At 46.0% G+C, this 16,261-nt stretch carries 12 protein-coding genes and 2 pseudogenes; 8 read left to right on the top strand and 6 right to left on the bottom strand.

Annotation, left to right across the window (positions count from 1 at the left end; genetic code table 11):
* Nucleotides 1-69 precede the first annotated feature (69 nt).
* On the bottom strand, nt 70-1,470 hold the full coding sequence (locus ACVA54_RS09750) for a tryptophanase (protein WP_099078300.1): 1,401 nt from the start codon (nt 1,468-1,470) through the stop codon (nt 70-72).
* 295 nt (nt 1,471-1,765) lie between these two features.
* Entirely contained in the window at nt 1,766-3,010 is a 1,245-nt protein-coding gene (locus ACVA54_RS09755) for an NADH:ubiquinone reductase (Na(+)-transporting) subunit B (protein ID WP_446580663.1), read from the bottom strand.
* Between the two features lie 133 nt (nt 3,011-3,143).
* Between ACVA54_RS09755 and ACVA54_RS09760 the strand changes: the two genes are divergently transcribed.
* From ACVA54_RS09760 to ACVA54_RS09775, 4 genes are all read left to right on the top strand, one after another.
* Complete coding sequence (locus tag ACVA54_RS09760; protein ID WP_099078302.1) at nt 3,144-4,532, top strand: cytochrome ubiquinol oxidase subunit I; 1,389 nt, start codon at nt 3,144-3,146, stop codon at nt 4,530-4,532.
* Nucleotides 4,533-4,544: 12 nt separating this feature from the next.
* Complete coding sequence (cydB, locus tag ACVA54_RS09765; RefSeq protein ID WP_099078303.1) at nt 4,545-5,543, top strand: cytochrome d ubiquinol oxidase subunit II; 999 nt, start codon at nt 4,545-4,547, stop codon at nt 5,541-5,543.
* Nucleotides 5,543-5,641, top strand: coding sequence for a DUF2474 family protein (locus ACVA54_RS09770; RefSeq protein ID WP_099078304.1), 99 nt, complete (start codon nt 5,543-5,545; stop codon nt 5,639-5,641). Before cydB ends, ACVA54_RS09770 begins: the two co-directional genes overlap by 1 nt.
* 114 nt (nt 5,642-5,755) lie before the next feature.
* Nucleotides 5,756-6,160: a cystatin domain-containing protein gene (locus tag ACVA54_RS09775; RefSeq protein WP_446580665.1), complete on the top strand. Its 405-nt coding sequence runs from the start codon at nt 5,756-5,758 to the stop codon at nt 6,158-6,160.
* Between the two features lie 50 nt (nt 6,161-6,210).
* Here the strand turns inward: ACVA54_RS09775 and lhgO are convergent, their stop codons facing one another.
* From lhgO to ACVA54_RS09790, 3 genes are all read right to left on the bottom strand, one after another.
* Nucleotides 6,211-7,422, bottom strand: a complete 1,212-nt coding sequence (gene lhgO / locus ACVA54_RS09780; protein WP_099078306.1) for an L-2-hydroxyglutarate oxidase — start codon at nt 7,420-7,422, stop codon at nt 6,211-6,213.
* 8 nt (nt 7,423-7,430) lie between these two features.
* On the bottom strand, nt 7,431-9,554 hold the full coding sequence (locus tag ACVA54_RS09785) for a TRAP transporter permease (RefSeq protein ID WP_446642907.1): 2,124 nt from the start codon (nt 9,552-9,554) through the stop codon (nt 7,431-7,433).
* 154 nt (nt 9,555-9,708) lie between these two features.
* Nucleotides 9,709-10,719 (bottom strand): TAXI family TRAP transporter solute-binding subunit, encoded by a 1,011-nt coding sequence (locus ACVA54_RS09790; RefSeq protein WP_099078308.1) that lies wholly within the window; start codon nt 10,717-10,719, stop codon nt 9,709-9,711.
* 530 nt (nt 10,720-11,249) lie between these two features.
* Between ACVA54_RS09790 and brnQ the strand changes: the two genes are divergently transcribed.
* Together brnQ and ACVA54_RS09800 are read left to right on the top strand one after the other, a co-directional pair.
* Nucleotides 11,250-12,509 (top strand): branched-chain amino acid transport system II carrier protein, encoded by a 1,260-nt coding sequence (brnQ, locus tag ACVA54_RS09795; protein ID WP_446649569.1) that lies wholly within the window; start codon nt 11,250-11,252, stop codon nt 12,507-12,509.
* A 164-nt stretch (nt 12,510-12,673) separates the two neighbouring features.
* Nucleotides 12,674-13,876, top strand: a complete 1,203-nt coding sequence (locus ACVA54_RS09800) for a GGDEF domain-containing protein (RefSeq protein WP_099078355.1) — start codon at nt 12,674-12,676, stop codon at nt 13,874-13,876.
* Here the strand turns inward: ACVA54_RS09800 and ACVA54_RS09805 are convergent.
* Nucleotides 13,877-14,297: pseudogene (locus tag ACVA54_RS09805) on the bottom strand (sigma-54-dependent Fis family transcriptional regulator); the annotation flags it as partial.
* A 7-nt stretch (nt 14,298-14,304) separates the two neighbouring features.
* Here ACVA54_RS09805 and ACVA54_RS09810 point away from each other — a divergent pair.
* Together ACVA54_RS09810 and ACVA54_RS09815 are read left to right on the top strand one after the other, a co-directional pair.
* Nucleotides 14,305-14,655 (top strand): annotated as a pseudogene (locus ACVA54_RS09810) (ATP-binding protein); the annotation flags it as partial.
* A gap of 146 nt (nt 14,656-14,801) precedes the next feature.
* Nucleotides 14,802-16,193: a glycoside hydrolase family 1 protein gene (locus ACVA54_RS09815; protein WP_099078311.1), complete on the top strand. Its 1,392-nt coding sequence runs from the start codon at nt 14,802-14,804 to the stop codon at nt 16,191-16,193.
* Nucleotides 16,194-16,261 lie beyond the last annotated feature (68 nt).

Consider the following 16,261-nt stretch of genomic DNA (forward strand, 5'->3'; position numbering starts at 1 on the left):
ACTAGAAGCCATGTTTTCGAATCTAAAAAGGCCGCGAATTTCGCGGCCTTTTTCCTATCCAATGCCATTCTAATCGATAACACGGAATCGAGCAGTAAAGTGGCGCAATACCGGAGGCTCGTAGTCAAACGTTAAACCTTTTAACTCATGCGCTCGGTTCTTAAGTTCGATGATCGCATCAGCGATGTAATCCATGTGGTCATTGGTATAAACACGACGAGGAATGGTCAAACGCATTAGCTCCAGCTCGGACGCTTTTTGCTCGCCCGTCTCTGGATCACGCCCTAGCAATAGTGAACCAATCTCTACCGCTCGGATTCCCGCTTCTAGGTATAAAGCATTACATAACACTTGTGCCGGGAATTGCTCTGCGGGAATATGTGGCAAGATTTTCGCTGCATCCACGAATACGGCGTGACCACCGGTTGGGTATTGAATAGGAATTCCGCCTTCACGTAGACGCTCACCCAAGTACTGTACCTGACTAATTCGGTAATGAAGAAAATCTTCATCAGCCCCTTCATACAAACCACGAGCTAGCGCTTCCATATCACGGCCAGCCATACCGCCATATGTTACAAAACCTTCCATAGGAACACATCGAGTCTGTACGGCCTGAAACAACTCTTGGTGGTCGCGAATACAGCACATACCACCAATGTTCACCATTGGGTCTTTCTTGGCCGACATCGTTAACATGTCACCGTACTGGTACATCTCGCGGATGATTTCTAGGATCGACTTATCCTCATATCCCGCTTCACGCTGCTTGATAAAGTACGCATTCTCACAGTAACGAGCCGAATCAATCACCACAGGAATGTCGTATTGGGTGGCAATTTCGTACACGCTGCGCATGTTTTCCATCGACACTGGCTGACCACCGGAGCTATTACACGTAATCGTCGTAATGATGGCACAGATGTTAGTTGAACCATGTTCTTCAATGGTTTCCACTAGCTTACCAAGGTTGAAATTGCCCTTCCAATCATAGGGGGTCGTAGTATCAAATGCTTCTTCCGTCACCACGTTGATCGCCTTACCACCATTAAGCTCAATATGGCCTGCTGTCGTATCGAAATGGTAGTTAGAGATGAATACCGGTGTTGTACCGCCCCTGACTTGACGCATTCGCTCAATCAAAGCAGGGAACAAAATTTGCTCCGCACCACGACCTTGGTGTGCAGGCACAGTGAGCTTGTAACCAAAGAAATGCTCTACCGCATCACACAAGTTGTAGTAATTGCGACTGCCAGCATAGGATTCATCCCCCATCATGATTCCTGCCCACTGATTATCACTCATAGCACCTGTACCAGAGTCGGTCAGTAGGTCGATATACACATCATCACTGCGAAGCAGAAAGGGGTTAAAACCCGCCTGTTTAAGGGCAATTTCTCGGTCAGCCAAGGTCGTCATTTTGATAGGCTCAACCATTTTGATACGGAACGGTTCTGGGATACGTTTCATTGTTAATTTCCTTATACATATGACCCTACGCACTTAAGCGTAAGATTAAAAACAAACAAATAAATTGCTTCTCAATGCGAGTGCATTGAGGAAATTAACGCACAGAGATTTTACTAAGAAGAGACAAGCAGTAGTCTAGGTTGTACCAGAACGACAGCACCAAACGGCTATCGAGAATAGCCTTAATTCTCATCGTCTTCGTCCTCCTGATAAAAGAAAAGTCAGAAACCCCATGTCTCTGACCTTTTTTAATATAGTGCAGTTTTCAATCAAACTTCAGTGAAGTTCGCCTCATTTACGAAGGTTTAGCCCTTTTCATTCTGCGCTTGATGTTGTTCTCTTTGACCATGTAGTCGAACAAAGGAGCAAACAAGTTGGCAAACAGAATCGCTAACATGATGCCTTCCGGGTAGGCTGGGTTGAGTACGCGGATAAATATGGTCATCACACCAATCAAGATACCGTAAGCCCATTTACCGCCATTAGTGAATGCGGCCGATACTGGGTCTGTCGCCATAAAGAAGGTACCAAACGCTACACCACCAATCACAAAGTGCCAATAGAACGGCATAGAAAACATAGGATTGGTATTCGACCCAATCGCATTAAGCAGTAACGACGTCACGGCTAAGCCAACAAAGACACCCGCAACAATCCGCCATGAGGCTATCTTCATAAAGATCAGCACCAAACCTGTGAGTGCAATCAGCAAAGTCGAGACTTCCCCCATCGAGCCCGGCAGGTTACCAACAAATGCGTCCACCCATGAGATAGGTTGTCCCGTCATGTTGTTCATCAGGGCACTCTGACCGCCTTCATACCATTGACTAAGTGGTGTTGCGCCAGAGTACCCATCCGCAGCAATCCACACCGCACCACCAGACATGTTAGCGGGATAAGCGAAGTACAAAAATGCGCGTCCTGCCAAAGCGGGATTTAAGAAGTTTCGTCCCGTACCACCGAAGATTTCTTTCGCCACCACGATACCAAAAGTGATACCCAACGCGGCTTGCCATAATGGAATGGTTGGAGGGAGAATCAAGGCAAACAGAATCGAGCTGACAAAGAATCCTTCATTCACTTCATGCTTACGGACGATGGCAAACAACACTTCCCAAAAACCACCGACGATAAACACGGTCGCGTAGACGGGTAGAAAGTAGGTCGCGCCGACGAGTAGCTTACTCCCCCAACCGGCTTGACTCGCCGCTTCAACCGACCCCCAAACCCAACTCAGCCCCCAAGAAGCATCAATAGCTTGTTTCGCTGCTGCTTGGTCAAGACCATACAACAAAGCATAGCTAGATTGCTGACCGATGTTATACATGCCCCAAAACATCGCGGGGAAAACGGCTAACCATACCATAATCATGATGCGCTTTAGATCTATGCTGTCTCGAACGTGGGTAGCGCCGTGATTCACTTTACCCGGCGTATAAAAAAGGGTTTCGACAGCTTCAAAGAGTGGGTAGAACTTGTGGTACTGGCCTCTCGGTTCAAACTTTGGTGAGACCTTTTCAAAATAACGCTTCAAGCTCATTGTTCCTGTCCCCCTTTTTGATCACGAACATATGAAGTATTACGCCAGATAACGAAAAGCGATCGTTTTTAATCTGTTCCCACTTATTCAGCGTAACTAACTGTCTACATAATGTGTACTAGGGAGAGAACTAATGGATACTCTTGCCATCGATTTAGCGCGGTTTCAATTTGCGTTCACCGTCTCGTTTCACATTATTTTTCCAGCATTTACGATCGGACTTGCAAGCTATCTTGCTGTGCTTGAAGGGCTGTACTTGCGAACAGGCAACAAACAGTACATGCAAATCTACCGATATTGGTTAAAGATTTTTGCTATCAGTTTTGGCATGGGCGTAGTTAGTGGCATCGTTCTCAGTTATCAATTTGGCACAAACTGGAGTGTCTTTGCAGACAAAACTGGCCCTGTTCTTGGTCCACTCATGGGCTACGAAGTACTTACCGCTTTCTTCTTGGAGGCAGGTTTCCTCGGGGTCATGCTTTTCGGTATCAACAAAGTGGGAGAGAAACTGCATTTTGCTGCCACTTGTATCGTTGCTTTTGGCACCTTTCTTTCGGCGTTCTGGATCCTCTCTGTCAATAGTTGGATGCAAACGCCAGCTGGCTATAGCATCAACGAGGTCGGTCAATTCATACCGGAAGATTGGTGGGATATTGTCTTCAATCCCTCCTTCCCTTACCGCCTAGTTCACATGCTCTTGGCAGCATACTTAACTACCGCCTTCGTCATCGCTGGCGTAGCCGCGTTCCACTTACTCAAAGCAAAGCATAACCCGTTGGCACGCATCATGTTCTCAATGGCGATGTGGATGGCGGCGATCGTCACTCCAATACAGATACTTGCTGGTGACATGCATGGCCTAAACACAATGGAGCATCAACCCGCCAAAGTGGCTGCAATGGAAGGGCATTATCAATCACATAAAGGTGCGCCATTGATCTTGTTTGGTATCCCGAATGAAGAAGAGAAGACAATAGAATACGCGCTTGAAATTCCTAAATTAGGAAGTCTGATTTTAACGCATGATCTCAATGGTGAAGTGAAAGGGCTTGACGCCTTCCCAGAAGAAGAGCACCCACCCGTCAGTATTGTTTTCTGGTCATTTCGCATAATGGTGGCGATTGGGTTCACTATGCTTCTTATCGGGTTGTGGAGTTTATGGCTCAGAAAACATAACAAACTGTTTGATTCTCCGGCCCTGTATCGAACTTGTCTATTCTTTTCTCCGGGCGGCTTTGTCGCAGTATTAGCCGGCTGGATTACCACTGAAGTCGGTAGGCAACCTTATACCGTTTATGGTTTGCTAACGACAGCGAATTCCGCCTCTCCCATTGATGCTGCGGCAGTGAGTGTCTCCCTCACCGCATTTATCGTTGTCTATTTCACCGTATTTGGTGCGGGATTCTTTTATCTTCTCCGTCTGATGAGAAAGTCGCCAACACGCTATGAAGAAGGCTTAGACAGTCGACTTCCAGACGGTTCAGAAACCGACATCATCACCCACTCCAATCATCTGACTTAGGGAGTAACAGACATGGATTATGCACTTATTTGGTACGTGCTCATTGGGCTTGCAGTCTTGATATACGTAGTGCTCGATGGGTTTGACCTCGGTATCGGCATCCTATTTCTCAGCGCAGATAGTAAGGACGAACGCGACATGATGATGAACAGTATCGCGCCAGTTTGGGATGGTAATGAAACTTGGTTAGTACTTGGTGGAGGTGGGTTGTTTGCTGTATTTCCCCTCGCTTATTCTATTATCATGCCCGCTCTTTATGCCCCTCTTATTCTGATGCTTCTTGGGCTCATTTTACGTGGGGTCTCTTTTGAGTACCGTTTTAGAACGCAACGCGGACAATTTCTTTGGGATAGCGCTTTTTTTATCGGCTCCTTCACTGCGGCTTTAATGCAAGGCATCATGTTGGGTACATTGCTTCAAGGTATTGATGTAAGTGATCGAGCATACAATGGAGGTTGGTTCGACTGGCTCTCTCCTTTCAGTTTGTTTTGCGGTGTTGCGCTGGTATGCGCATACATTTTACTCGGGGCTTGTTGGTTGCTAATTAAACTGCCTGAAGACATGATCCGTCGATACTACGTTGTTGCCCGCCGCTGGGGATTGGCGATGGTCGCGAGTATTTTTATCGCCAGTTTATGGTTGCCAATTAGTAGTGAGTTGGTCTTTCAGCGCTGGTTCTCTATGCCTAATTCGCTGCTGTTTTTTATCTTACCTATCGCTGCGGCCATTTTGATTTGGCAATTGTTCAAAGCATTGCTAGAACACAAACCAGTAAAAGCTTATGTTTTAGCAATAGGCCTATTCTTTATTTCTGCTGTTGCTTTTGGTGTAAGTACTTTCCCTTACTTAGTCCCCTTTGCACTGACTTATCAAGAGGTTGCCGCTCCAGATAAGAGCTTAATTTTCTTGCTCACAGGTAGTGCGGTATTACTACCACTGATCATTGCTTATACCGTCTACTCATACTGGGTATTTCGAGGCAAGATAAAACAAGGAGAAGGGTATCATTAATGAAATTCCAACCGATTCTTTGGTTCATCTGCATTTGGTTAATAAGCGTGCTAGCTCTCTTCATTGTTAGTAGCCTCATACGCTATGTGCTCATGTAAATCGAATAACGAGCGTTTAAATAACAAGACTTGGCCAGTGTTATCACAACGAACCCCGCAGGTTCAACTGATTAGGTATATACTGATTCAAGAATAAAACAATGGAGTGCTTTTATGAATGTGAGGATGTTCTGGACAGTGATGCTTTCAATTTCTGTTCTACCATTAGCAAATACAGTTCTTGCGGTTGACAAGCAGATGTCTCAAGAGATGAAGAAAAAGATGCAGGCCATCTGTTCGCCGGAAAAAGGGCTTGCTGGCGGCTGGAAAGTGTCTGAAGTCACCCCTGATGCACGGCGCTCTCTTAACATGGTTTTGCATCAAATGAACGCCACCGACAAGCTTAAACAGATCAATCAAGTCCGAACTCAAGTGGTTGCGGGTACACGCTACGCTATCGAGTTCGAGTTAAAAAATGGGGAGATCTGGAATGCAATGGTATTCCACAGTTCTCGTGGTGACTACATGATCGAAAGACACGCCAAGAAAGGTGCTCTCTGTCCAAACAGTAAACCTTAAGCTCTGAATCGATTCAATAACCAAAGGCGACCACGTCGCCTTTGCTATTTTTAAACCTTTCCATTTACCTTATCGCAAATGTACTCTCCGATTGGCATGGCAGATGTGGCTGCTGGCGATGGCGCATTACATACGTGTAGACTTCTTGCGCTCTCTGCGAATAGGAAGTCATGCACCAAGGTTCCATCAGAAAGAACCGCTTGCGCACGGATTCCTGCTGGGTAAGGTTTAAGATCCTCCACTTGAATACTTGGGCAATATTTATTGACCCGCTTTAGATACCCTGATTTCCACCATGAGTTTTTGAACTCATCCAACCCCGTTTTAAGATGCTTTTGCGTGACTTTCCAAAAACCCGGGAAGCTGAGCATTTTCAATGTATCGTGCAGGCTGAAATTTACTTTCCCGTATCCTTCTCGCTTCCAGCCCAGCACCGCATTTGGCCCCACAGTGACCGAGCCATCAATCATGCGTGTCAAATGAACACCTAAGAATGGTAAATCAGGATCAGGGATTGGATAGATAAGATGATTCACTACGTGGTCATGTTTGCTGTCTAGGCGATAGTATTCACCACGATACGGAATGATTTGAAAATCGGTAGGGATACCCATCATCTTCGTCATGCGATCAGCCATCAAGCCACTGCATGTGACCAAAAACTTGGCGTTCAGGTGCATGGTTTTTCCATCAAGAGTACAAGTAATTTGCACTTCTTCGCCTTGCTCTTCTATCGCGATAACTTCTGTCTTCAAGCTCACATGTCCACTGAGCTTTTGGAACTCTTTTACCATCTGCCCTGTCACCAAACGATAGTCGACAATACTGGTCGCTTTAACGTAAATCGCACCTAAACCGGTGATGTGCGGCTCAGCCGATTTCAGTTGTGCTTTGTCAAGCAGTTCTACCTCGATACCGTTGGTAAGACAACGCTCATAAAGGGCGTTCATGCGATCAACTTCCTGCTCATTGGTTGCGACCAAAAGCTTGCCGCAATTCTCAACTGGAATATCGTGCTTCGCACAAAAAGAGAGGGTTCGCTCTACACCACGCTTACAAAAATCGGCTTTCAAACTGCCCGGTGCGTAGTAAACGCCAGCATGAATCACCCCACTATTGTGTCCGGTTTGGTGCTGAGCAAAATCAGCTTCTTTCTCGACTAACAAAATAGAGCAGTCTGGGTAACGTTGCTGCAATTGCCACGCAGTAGAAACACCGACAATACCGCCACCAACAATAATGTAGTCATAGACAGGTTTCATACGGCCTCTCATAACACCGAAAGTTGAGATTGTTGTAATTTGAACTTACGACCACTGTAAACAAAAATCGCGAGAAAGACAGTGCAACAAGCCACACGAACCAAGATGGGAATATCTGGCCACGCTAATAGCGTACCCGATGCCAGCAAAACAAATCTGAGCAAGAGATTCAGAGGCCCTTCTAGATACCCCTCTATCGCACCGATGAGCGAGTAAGTACCAATGATCGCAAAAAAGCCAACGGTTAGTACAGAGGTCACATCCCAACTTACTAAACCGGTATAGGCAATGAGTAATGGAACGAGATACAAGCCTTTAGCAATCTTCCATGCCATTAGGCCTGTGCGCATCGGCGGCGTTTTGGCAATCGTCGCGGCAGCAAATGCAGTCAAACAAACCGGAGGCGTTACATTGCTGTCTTGTGATAGCCAGAAAATGATCAGGTGCGCGGCCAACAATGCTAACCCTACTGCCTCGATACCCAAACTTTGCTCTAGCAGAGTTTCCATAAAGTCAGCGGGCACAAGCGCGACCATTTCTTTTGCAGTTTCTAATGCCATTGGTGCATTCAAGAGTTCCAACTTATCAGGCGCCACAAGCATAAAAATCGCTTTTGCTTGCTCTGGCAATTGGCCCGATATCATCAGCTCGAGTAATTGATTTTCGGCGATCAATTTATACAGAGCAGGTGCAGAAAGCGTCCCCAATACAATGTATGCGGCCGTTACTGGTAAGCCCATCCCAAGAACCAAAGACGCCAGAGCAATCAATATCAACATGATAAACAAGTCCCCATTTGCCCATCCATCAATCATCAGTGAGAAGGTGTTCCCAATACCGGTTGTACTGATCACATTGATCACCAAACCGATGCCCACCAGCAACACCGCCGTCGTGGCCATATTTTTCGCGCCTTGAGAGAGCGCTTCGATGATCGCTTTCGGGCCCATCTTATGCTCTTTAGAGAACCAAGATGCCACCACCACAGAAATAATGGAAAGTCCTGCGGCATACGTTGGCGTGAAGCCTTGTACCAGTAGCGTGACGAGAACGACAAGTGGAATCAGATTGTGCCATCCACGGATAAGCACCTTAACTAGCGATTCTTCACTCGTCGTGATTTTCTGTACGCCACTGCGTTTTGCTTCGATGCGAACGAAAAAAGCGACCGATAAAAAATAAATCAACGCAGGCACAAACGATACTGCGATGATATCCACATAAGGGATTTGCGTGTAAGACGCCATAATGAACGCCCCAGCCCCCATTATTGGTGGCATAAGCTGCCCACCCGTTGATGCCGCCGCTTCGACGCCTGCTGCAAAACGGGAAGGAAAACCAGCTTTCTGCATAAGAGGGATACTAATAACACCGGTTGATACGGTATTGGCAACACTAGAGCCAGAAACCGAGCCCATCAAACCAGAGCCAATGACCGCAATAAAGCCCGGACCACCGATGATTTTGCCAGCAGCTGCACGAGCCACATTGATGATGTAATCCCCCACGCCAGAACGGACTAAAAACGCACCAAAGAGGATGAACATAAACACGAACGTCCAGCTAATGCGAGAAATGGAGCCAAACATCCCTTCAGAAGAATAAAAACTGCGGTAAAGCAAGGTTTCCATGCTCAAACCGGGGAAATGAAAAATTCCCGTCGCCCATTTCCCCCACAGCACAACATAGCTCAAACACACCACAATCAGCACCGGAATAAACCAGCCCATTGTGCGACGGATCAGCTCAATCACGATGAGAATGGCCATGATGGCAAATACCCAGTCACTAGTCACAAACTTCACGCCACGTTCATACAAGGCATCTTCAGCAAAAGGAATATAGATCAAACAAGCGATCGCGCCCAATGCAATCAATACGTCTACCGCCAAGGCCATTTTGCTCTGTCTAAGAGAGATATGAGCCGGGTACCAAAGCGCACAAATCACGGCAAATCCCGCGAAATGGGTGGCGGAGATCCACAACTCTGGTAGCGTCGATAAGGTGTTAAACCAGATATGCAAAATAGAAAGTACGACACCAAACACCGTAATGGTGGTGGTCACCCATGGGAAGTCACTGCGAGTGGGTAGCTCAAATTTCTGCAATCCCTTTTCAATTGAGTCGCTCATCTCTTACTCCAAGCTCAAAGGCGTGTGTGGCTACCCGAGGTTACATTCGACTCAAAGGCCACTAAATCCTGCTGCCTTTTGTTCCATCTCAGAAAGTTCAAAACCTAAACGCGGGCGAAAGTGCCCCAAGCTTCTACTCGGGGCAAAGTGGGCACTATTGCACTATCAATGATGATGGGACATCAACGCCCATTTCTTTGTAGTAACGGACAGCACCTGGGTGTAGAGGCACTGGCAAACCAGCAATCGCCTTTTCAATCGCCATTGCTTTGGTCGCTTTGTGGATGCCTTGTAGGAATGGTAAATTTTCGTAGACCGCTTTCGTTAGCTGATAAACGTCTTCTTCCGAGATGTCGTCACGCACAGCAAGGAAATTTGGTTGAGCAATGGTTGTGATTGGCTTATCCAAACCGGGATAAGTGTTAGCAGGGATCTCGTACTTGGTCCAAAGGTTATAAGTACCATTCGCCTCTTTGATTTGCTCATCGGTAAACGAAAGAATAGAGATATCTTTACCTAATGCCGCAAAGGCTTGAGTCACGGCACCAACAGGTACACCTGCTGGCGTATTCATACCATCGATAGTACCGTTTTGTAGTGCACTCGCACTACCACCATAGCCCATAAATGCAAGGTTGAATTTTTCAGGGTCAACGTTTAAACCTTTCATGATCTGGCGACCTGAGTTTTCTGTCCCAGAGTTCTTCTTACCAATAGAGAACTTCTTGCCGTCTAAGTTATTTAGGTCAGTAACTGTGCCTGTTGTAGCGAACTCAGTTCGAACAATAAAATGTTCAACGTTCTGCCATAACATAGAAACTGAACGCAACTGATCTTGGCGACCGCTTTTCGCGTAAGGACCTTCACCAGACCATGCCCAAGCGCCGTACAGCCCCTGAAGAATAGCGAATTGCGCTTCGTTCTCATTGAGCAATTTTACATTTTCACCAGAGCCCGCAGAGCTAATTGCAGATAAAGAAAAGTGGTGCTTGGGTGCCAATTTCACTTTGCTCAACGTGGCAAGTGCGACACCCACTGGGTAGTACGTGCCACCTGTTGATGCAGTGGCAAGAATGTAGCTACGCTCTTCCGCCGCAGCATTAGCAGCAATACCAAAAGAAGTTACTGCAACAGCCAGAGCCTTAACCAGCTTGTTCATTTTCATTATTACTCTCCGTGTAGTCGTTTTGCGATTGAAGTTCACACTATGCTAAATACTAATTAACAACAAACCACCTTAGGCAATTCTGCTTCAATCTTATAAGTCATTATTTTAATTGAATTACTTAATAGCATACGGGATAAGCAAAAATCCGCTTATTTACCATTAAACTGATAAGCAATATTTTGCCTATTTATAGGTGCGCTTTTTCCATTTTACTTCTCAAAAAGTTAATGAGTTGTGATCGATAAGAGATAATCCCCCAATAGCGAATGAGAATTTTTTGCCAATTATGATGATAAGGTGAAAACCACTAAGTAAACGTCTTGGCAACAAGAAGTTAAGGCGCAATGCCCTAGCTTGTTTATTTGATAAACATCGACACTAGCAAAAAACACTAAAGACTGAGCTAAAAATCACCAGAACATAGAGTGTTAATGAAATGAAAAGTCATATAGTCCAACTTATAACCTAGCGTCCAGTTCAATCCACCACTTCATAAACATACATCAACCAGATCAGCTTATTTTCTACTGCAGGGTTGTATCCATACCCCTATGTTGCTACGGTATCAGCACACCAAGGTAAACGTATTCCTTGGTATTTTTTCGCCATTAAGGATCACCCATGTCAGCAACTGCGCAATTACAATTTGCTTTAAAACGCCCATCAGGCGTTGCTGCTACGATCTAACCGCAGCTCTGCCTAAATCCTTGGCAACCAGTTTTTGGGTGATGGTGTTTATCGTGATTGGCCCTGCATTCGTGATCCCACGAGCCATTACCGTCGCTTACCAATTTAGCTTCGCGCCCATGTTTGGCGACGCCGCTTTAGTGCCTTTCACCATCGCGTTCTGTGTCATCACCATCCTATTTTCGCTTTATCCAGGTAAGTTGATCGATAACTTGGGGAAAGTTCTGACGCCAGCATTGATGGCAATCCTAGTGACAATATCGATCACGGCTTTGGTTTACCCTGCAGGTGAACTCACACAAGCAAGTGGTCCATACATCAATGGCGCTTTTGCTGAAGGCTTAACGCAAGGTTACATGACCATGGACGCGCTAGGTTCAATCGGTTTTGGTTGGATCATCTTCCGTGCTATTCGCAGCATGGGGGTGGACTGCCCGAAAGCAACGGCGAAGTACACGCTTATCGCCGCATTGATGTACGCCATCGCAATGGCATTTGTCTACACCTCATTGGCTTATATTGGCTCGACTAGCTCGTACTTAGGTTTCGAGTTTAGCAACGGCGGTGACATCCTAACGGCATTCACTTTTAATCACTTCGGTGCGTTTGGTTCACTATTGCTAGGTGCCGTAATGATACTGGCATGTTTGACCACAGCGATTGGTGTCACCACTGCGGGCAGCGAGTTCTACGACAACACGTTTAGCAAAGTGAGCTACAAAGGTGGCGTGATCACGACCATGGTATTGGCAGGGTTGATCGCTAACGTAGGCCTTGAGCAGCTACTAGCCATCACATTGCCAACGGTTGTGGCACTTCATCCAGTCGCGATTGCGTTGATGATCATGGCGCCTATACGTAACAAGATGTCACAGATGATGGTTGTCGTAACCGTGTTTACCGCGCTGGCATTTGGCTGCGTAGATGCATTGCACATCCTCGGTTACATGCCAGAAGCAGCAAACCAATGTCTAGATAATAACATGCCGCTATATCACTACTTTACAAGCTGGATTGTGCCCACTGTAGTAATCGTCTGCATGAGTATCTTAACCTACAAATCTGAACAAAAAATCCTACTGGCAAACTCTACACGTTAAGCCATTACCACAGAAGCCCACGGAAAGGGCTTCTTTCTATTTAGCTGTAAAGTGTCATCGGTCCAAGACAACGGAAACGAATTAGTCTAAGATAGCGAACATTTACTGCAAATAAGTAAAGGATTAATAACTACTTAGTCAGGATGCTAGGATGGCAAGGCAACATGGACAACTTTTCTTTAGATATAAGAACGCTCAATTTCACCATTATTCTTTTCTCTTGTATCTACTCTATTGGACTCATGTTCTACCAATACAGCCAACGTAAAATTCCGGGGCTCACGTGCTTCGCTATTTCACTGTTGTTCATTGGTGCTGGCCCAATGTTGCTAAGTTTTCGAAACGGCGTATCCGATTGGGTCACTGTCGTTGCCTCAAATACCATCATATTGCTAGGCTTCTTACTCACATTATATGGAGTGAGTGTGTTCCGCGCTTACTCACTCAAAGTCGCGAATTGGTTAACGGTCGCTTTGCCCATCGCAAGCGGGCTAACCTATTATTTCACCTTTCACGTCCCGTCTATTCGTATGCGAATTATTGTCATTAGTATCTATTTGTCTACAGTAACACTCGCAAGTGCTGTTGCAATGATGAAAGGGGAAAACAATGATCATCGACTGCCAATGATTGGTATGGCAACTTCTCTATGCGGGTTCAGCATTTTCATGGCCGCACGGGTCATTTGGTCTCATTTCGACGTAGAGCTCACCAGTTTCATGACAGCAGGGCTTATCCACCAGCTCACCTTCTTATTCAGTATCTGCCTGGTTGTGTCGATGAGTTTTTGTATGCTTTGGCTCATCAATGCACGTCTACTCACCTCAATTAAAGAACTTTCCGCTCAGGATGCCTTAACGGGGCTGTTAAACCGTCGGGCAATGGAAGGTGTCATTCCTGAGATCGTCGAAAAAGCCAGATTAAAACAAGAACATCTCAGTATCATCATGACTGATATCGACAATTTCAAGCACATTAATGATGCCTGTGGTCATCTGTCGGGTGATGAAACGATAGTGAAAGTGGCCAAGCTAATGACAAGGTATTTACCACCTTCAGCTCAAGTAATTCGCTTTGGTGGGGATGAATTTATGATAGTACTGCCATGTCATACCGCAACTCAGGCGGCTGCCCATGCAGAAAAGCTAAGAGAGTTGGTGAGAACCGAACCTTGCTTCGAGAATAGTCCAAAGCCTGTTACCATGAGTTTTGGTGTTGCTCAAAAGGATAAAACTGAAAGCTTGCACGATGTGATTTCACGCTCAGACCACGCCCTATATCACTCCAAAAAACAAGGCAGAGATAAAGTCACCGTACTCTCTACAGAAGAAGAGTTTGGCCGACCTTTTTACCAACAAAGTGCGTAACTAACTGGTGTAATCAGAACGGTTCAGACCAAACGTTTGCATCTTTTGATTGAGCGTTCTATGAAGTAAATCCAACTCTAACATCACTCCAGCAATACCGCCCTGATGCCTAACCAACGTATCGTGCAAGATTTACGTTCAAAGTTATGCAGTTGAATCGCAAGTGGTACACCAGACTGTGCCTCCTCGGTCGTTGACGAGGGACGGCTAGATAGTACTTCCATCACCGAAACCGTATCATCCAATACAAACCGCATCGCCACGTTTTGCAACTCACGCACGTTACCCGGCCATGAGTAAGCGCCTCACTTAATGCTTGGCTCACCACCTTATTCTGCCGAGCAAAGTGCTCAAAGAAAATCAGCGAATCCTCTTCCCTCTCTCTCTGTGGTGGCAAATAGATCTGTGCAACAATGAGACGTTCCCCAGATTTACCCAATATCATGGGCGAAGCGAACAGATTGCTTCAGGTGTTAGGAAACCTGGTCTCTAAGGCATTAAATGCGATGAAAAATACAGAAAGCTCGCAGCTAAACCTTATCGTGACTCCAACCAATAATCAGGTAGAGTTGCTCATTAGTGACAATGGCTGTGGCGTATCGGATGAGCAGCTAGAATCGATGTTTGAACCCTTCCAGGCCTCGAAGAAAATTGGTGAAGGCTTAGGATTGGGATTCGTGATCACCGCAAACAATATGCGCGATATGAACGGGCAAATTACCGCACATAAGAATAAACAAAATGGATTGACCTTCACCTTATTGTTCAAATCGGCGTGAATTTCTATCGATTACAAAATCATCATTAAAAATAGGCATCCCCGCTGTTTGAGAAAAGCACGATCTCAATACAAGAATCCCTCCTTGACCTATACTATTCTCTAACACTGAAAACATACACTACAAAACAATAAAGAGTGAGAAACATGATTACGTTTCCTGAGCATTTTCTTTGGGGCGGTGCCATTGCTGCAAACCAAGTAGAAGGGTCGTACAACCTTGGGGGGAAAGGGTTATCGACATCAGACATGTTGCCAAACGGCATCTTGAGTCCGCATCAAACCCGTGAAGAACGTACGCCTGGCATCAAAGACGTGGCGATCGATTTCTATAATCGCTACCCCGAAGACATCGCGCTATTTAAAGAGATGGGGTTCAACTGTCTGCGCCTGTCTTTGGCGTGGAGCCGAATCTTCCCAAACGGTGACGAACTAGAGCCGAACGAAGAAGGCTTGGCGTTCTACGATAAAATTTTTGACGAATTAGCGAAGCACGATATTCAACCTTTCGTAACCTTGTCTCACTACGAAATGCCTTACGCGCTTGTTGAGAATTATGGCGGTTGGGGCGATCGTCGCGTCATCGAATTTTTCGAACGCTATGCACGTACTGTGCTCGAGCGCTACAAAAACAAGGTAAAACTCTGGCTAACATTCAACGAAATCAACATGTCTTTGCACGCACCATTTACTGGCGTGGGTTTGCAAGAAAATGCAAGTGAACAAGACATTTACCAAGCCATTCACCACCAGTTAGTGGCAAATGCGAAAGCGGTAAAACTGTGTCAGCAAATCGTACCAAACGGCAAGATTGGTAATATGTTGCTTGGCGCGCTCAACTACCCATACACCTGTAACCCTGATGATGTTCTCGCGGCAATGCATGAAAACAACAAATGGTTGTTCTTCGGCGATGTACAAACTCGCGGTCAGTACCCTGGCTACATGAAGCGTTACTTCCGTGAAAACGGCATTGAGATCAAGATGGAAGCGGGCGATGTGGAAGAGATCGCAGCGGCAAGCGTCGACTTTATTTCATTCAGTTACTACGCCAGTGGTTGTGCGAGTGCGGATCCGAAACAGAAAGAAGTCGGCAACATCGTCGATAGCGTACCAAACCCATACCTTGAAAAGAGTCAATGGGGCTGGTTAATCGACCCGAAAGGTCTGCGCGTTCTACTAAACTTCCTACACGATCGCTACCAGAAGCCACTGTTCGTGGTGGAAAACGGCCTAGGGGCGCGTGATGAAATCGATGAAAATGGCGAGATTCAAGACGACTACCGCATCGCTTACCTTAACGATCACCTAGTGCAAGCGCACGAAGCGATGTTAGACGGCGTGGAACTGATGGGCTTTACAAGCTGGGGACCAATCGATCTAGTCGCTAACTCCACTGCCGAGATGAGCAAGCGTTACGGGTTTATTTATGTTGATCGTCATAACGATGGTCAAGGCACACTCGAACGTAAGCGCAAGAAGAGCTTCTTCTGGTATCAAGATGTGATTCGTACTGCTGGTGGCTCACTTAAAAGCTAGTCTTACTGAAATATAAAGTGCCATTTCTTTAAACTAAAAGCTTTAAGTGACAACTGAATCATTGAAAC

The organism is Vibrio sp. PNB23_22_6, assembly GCF_052877535.1.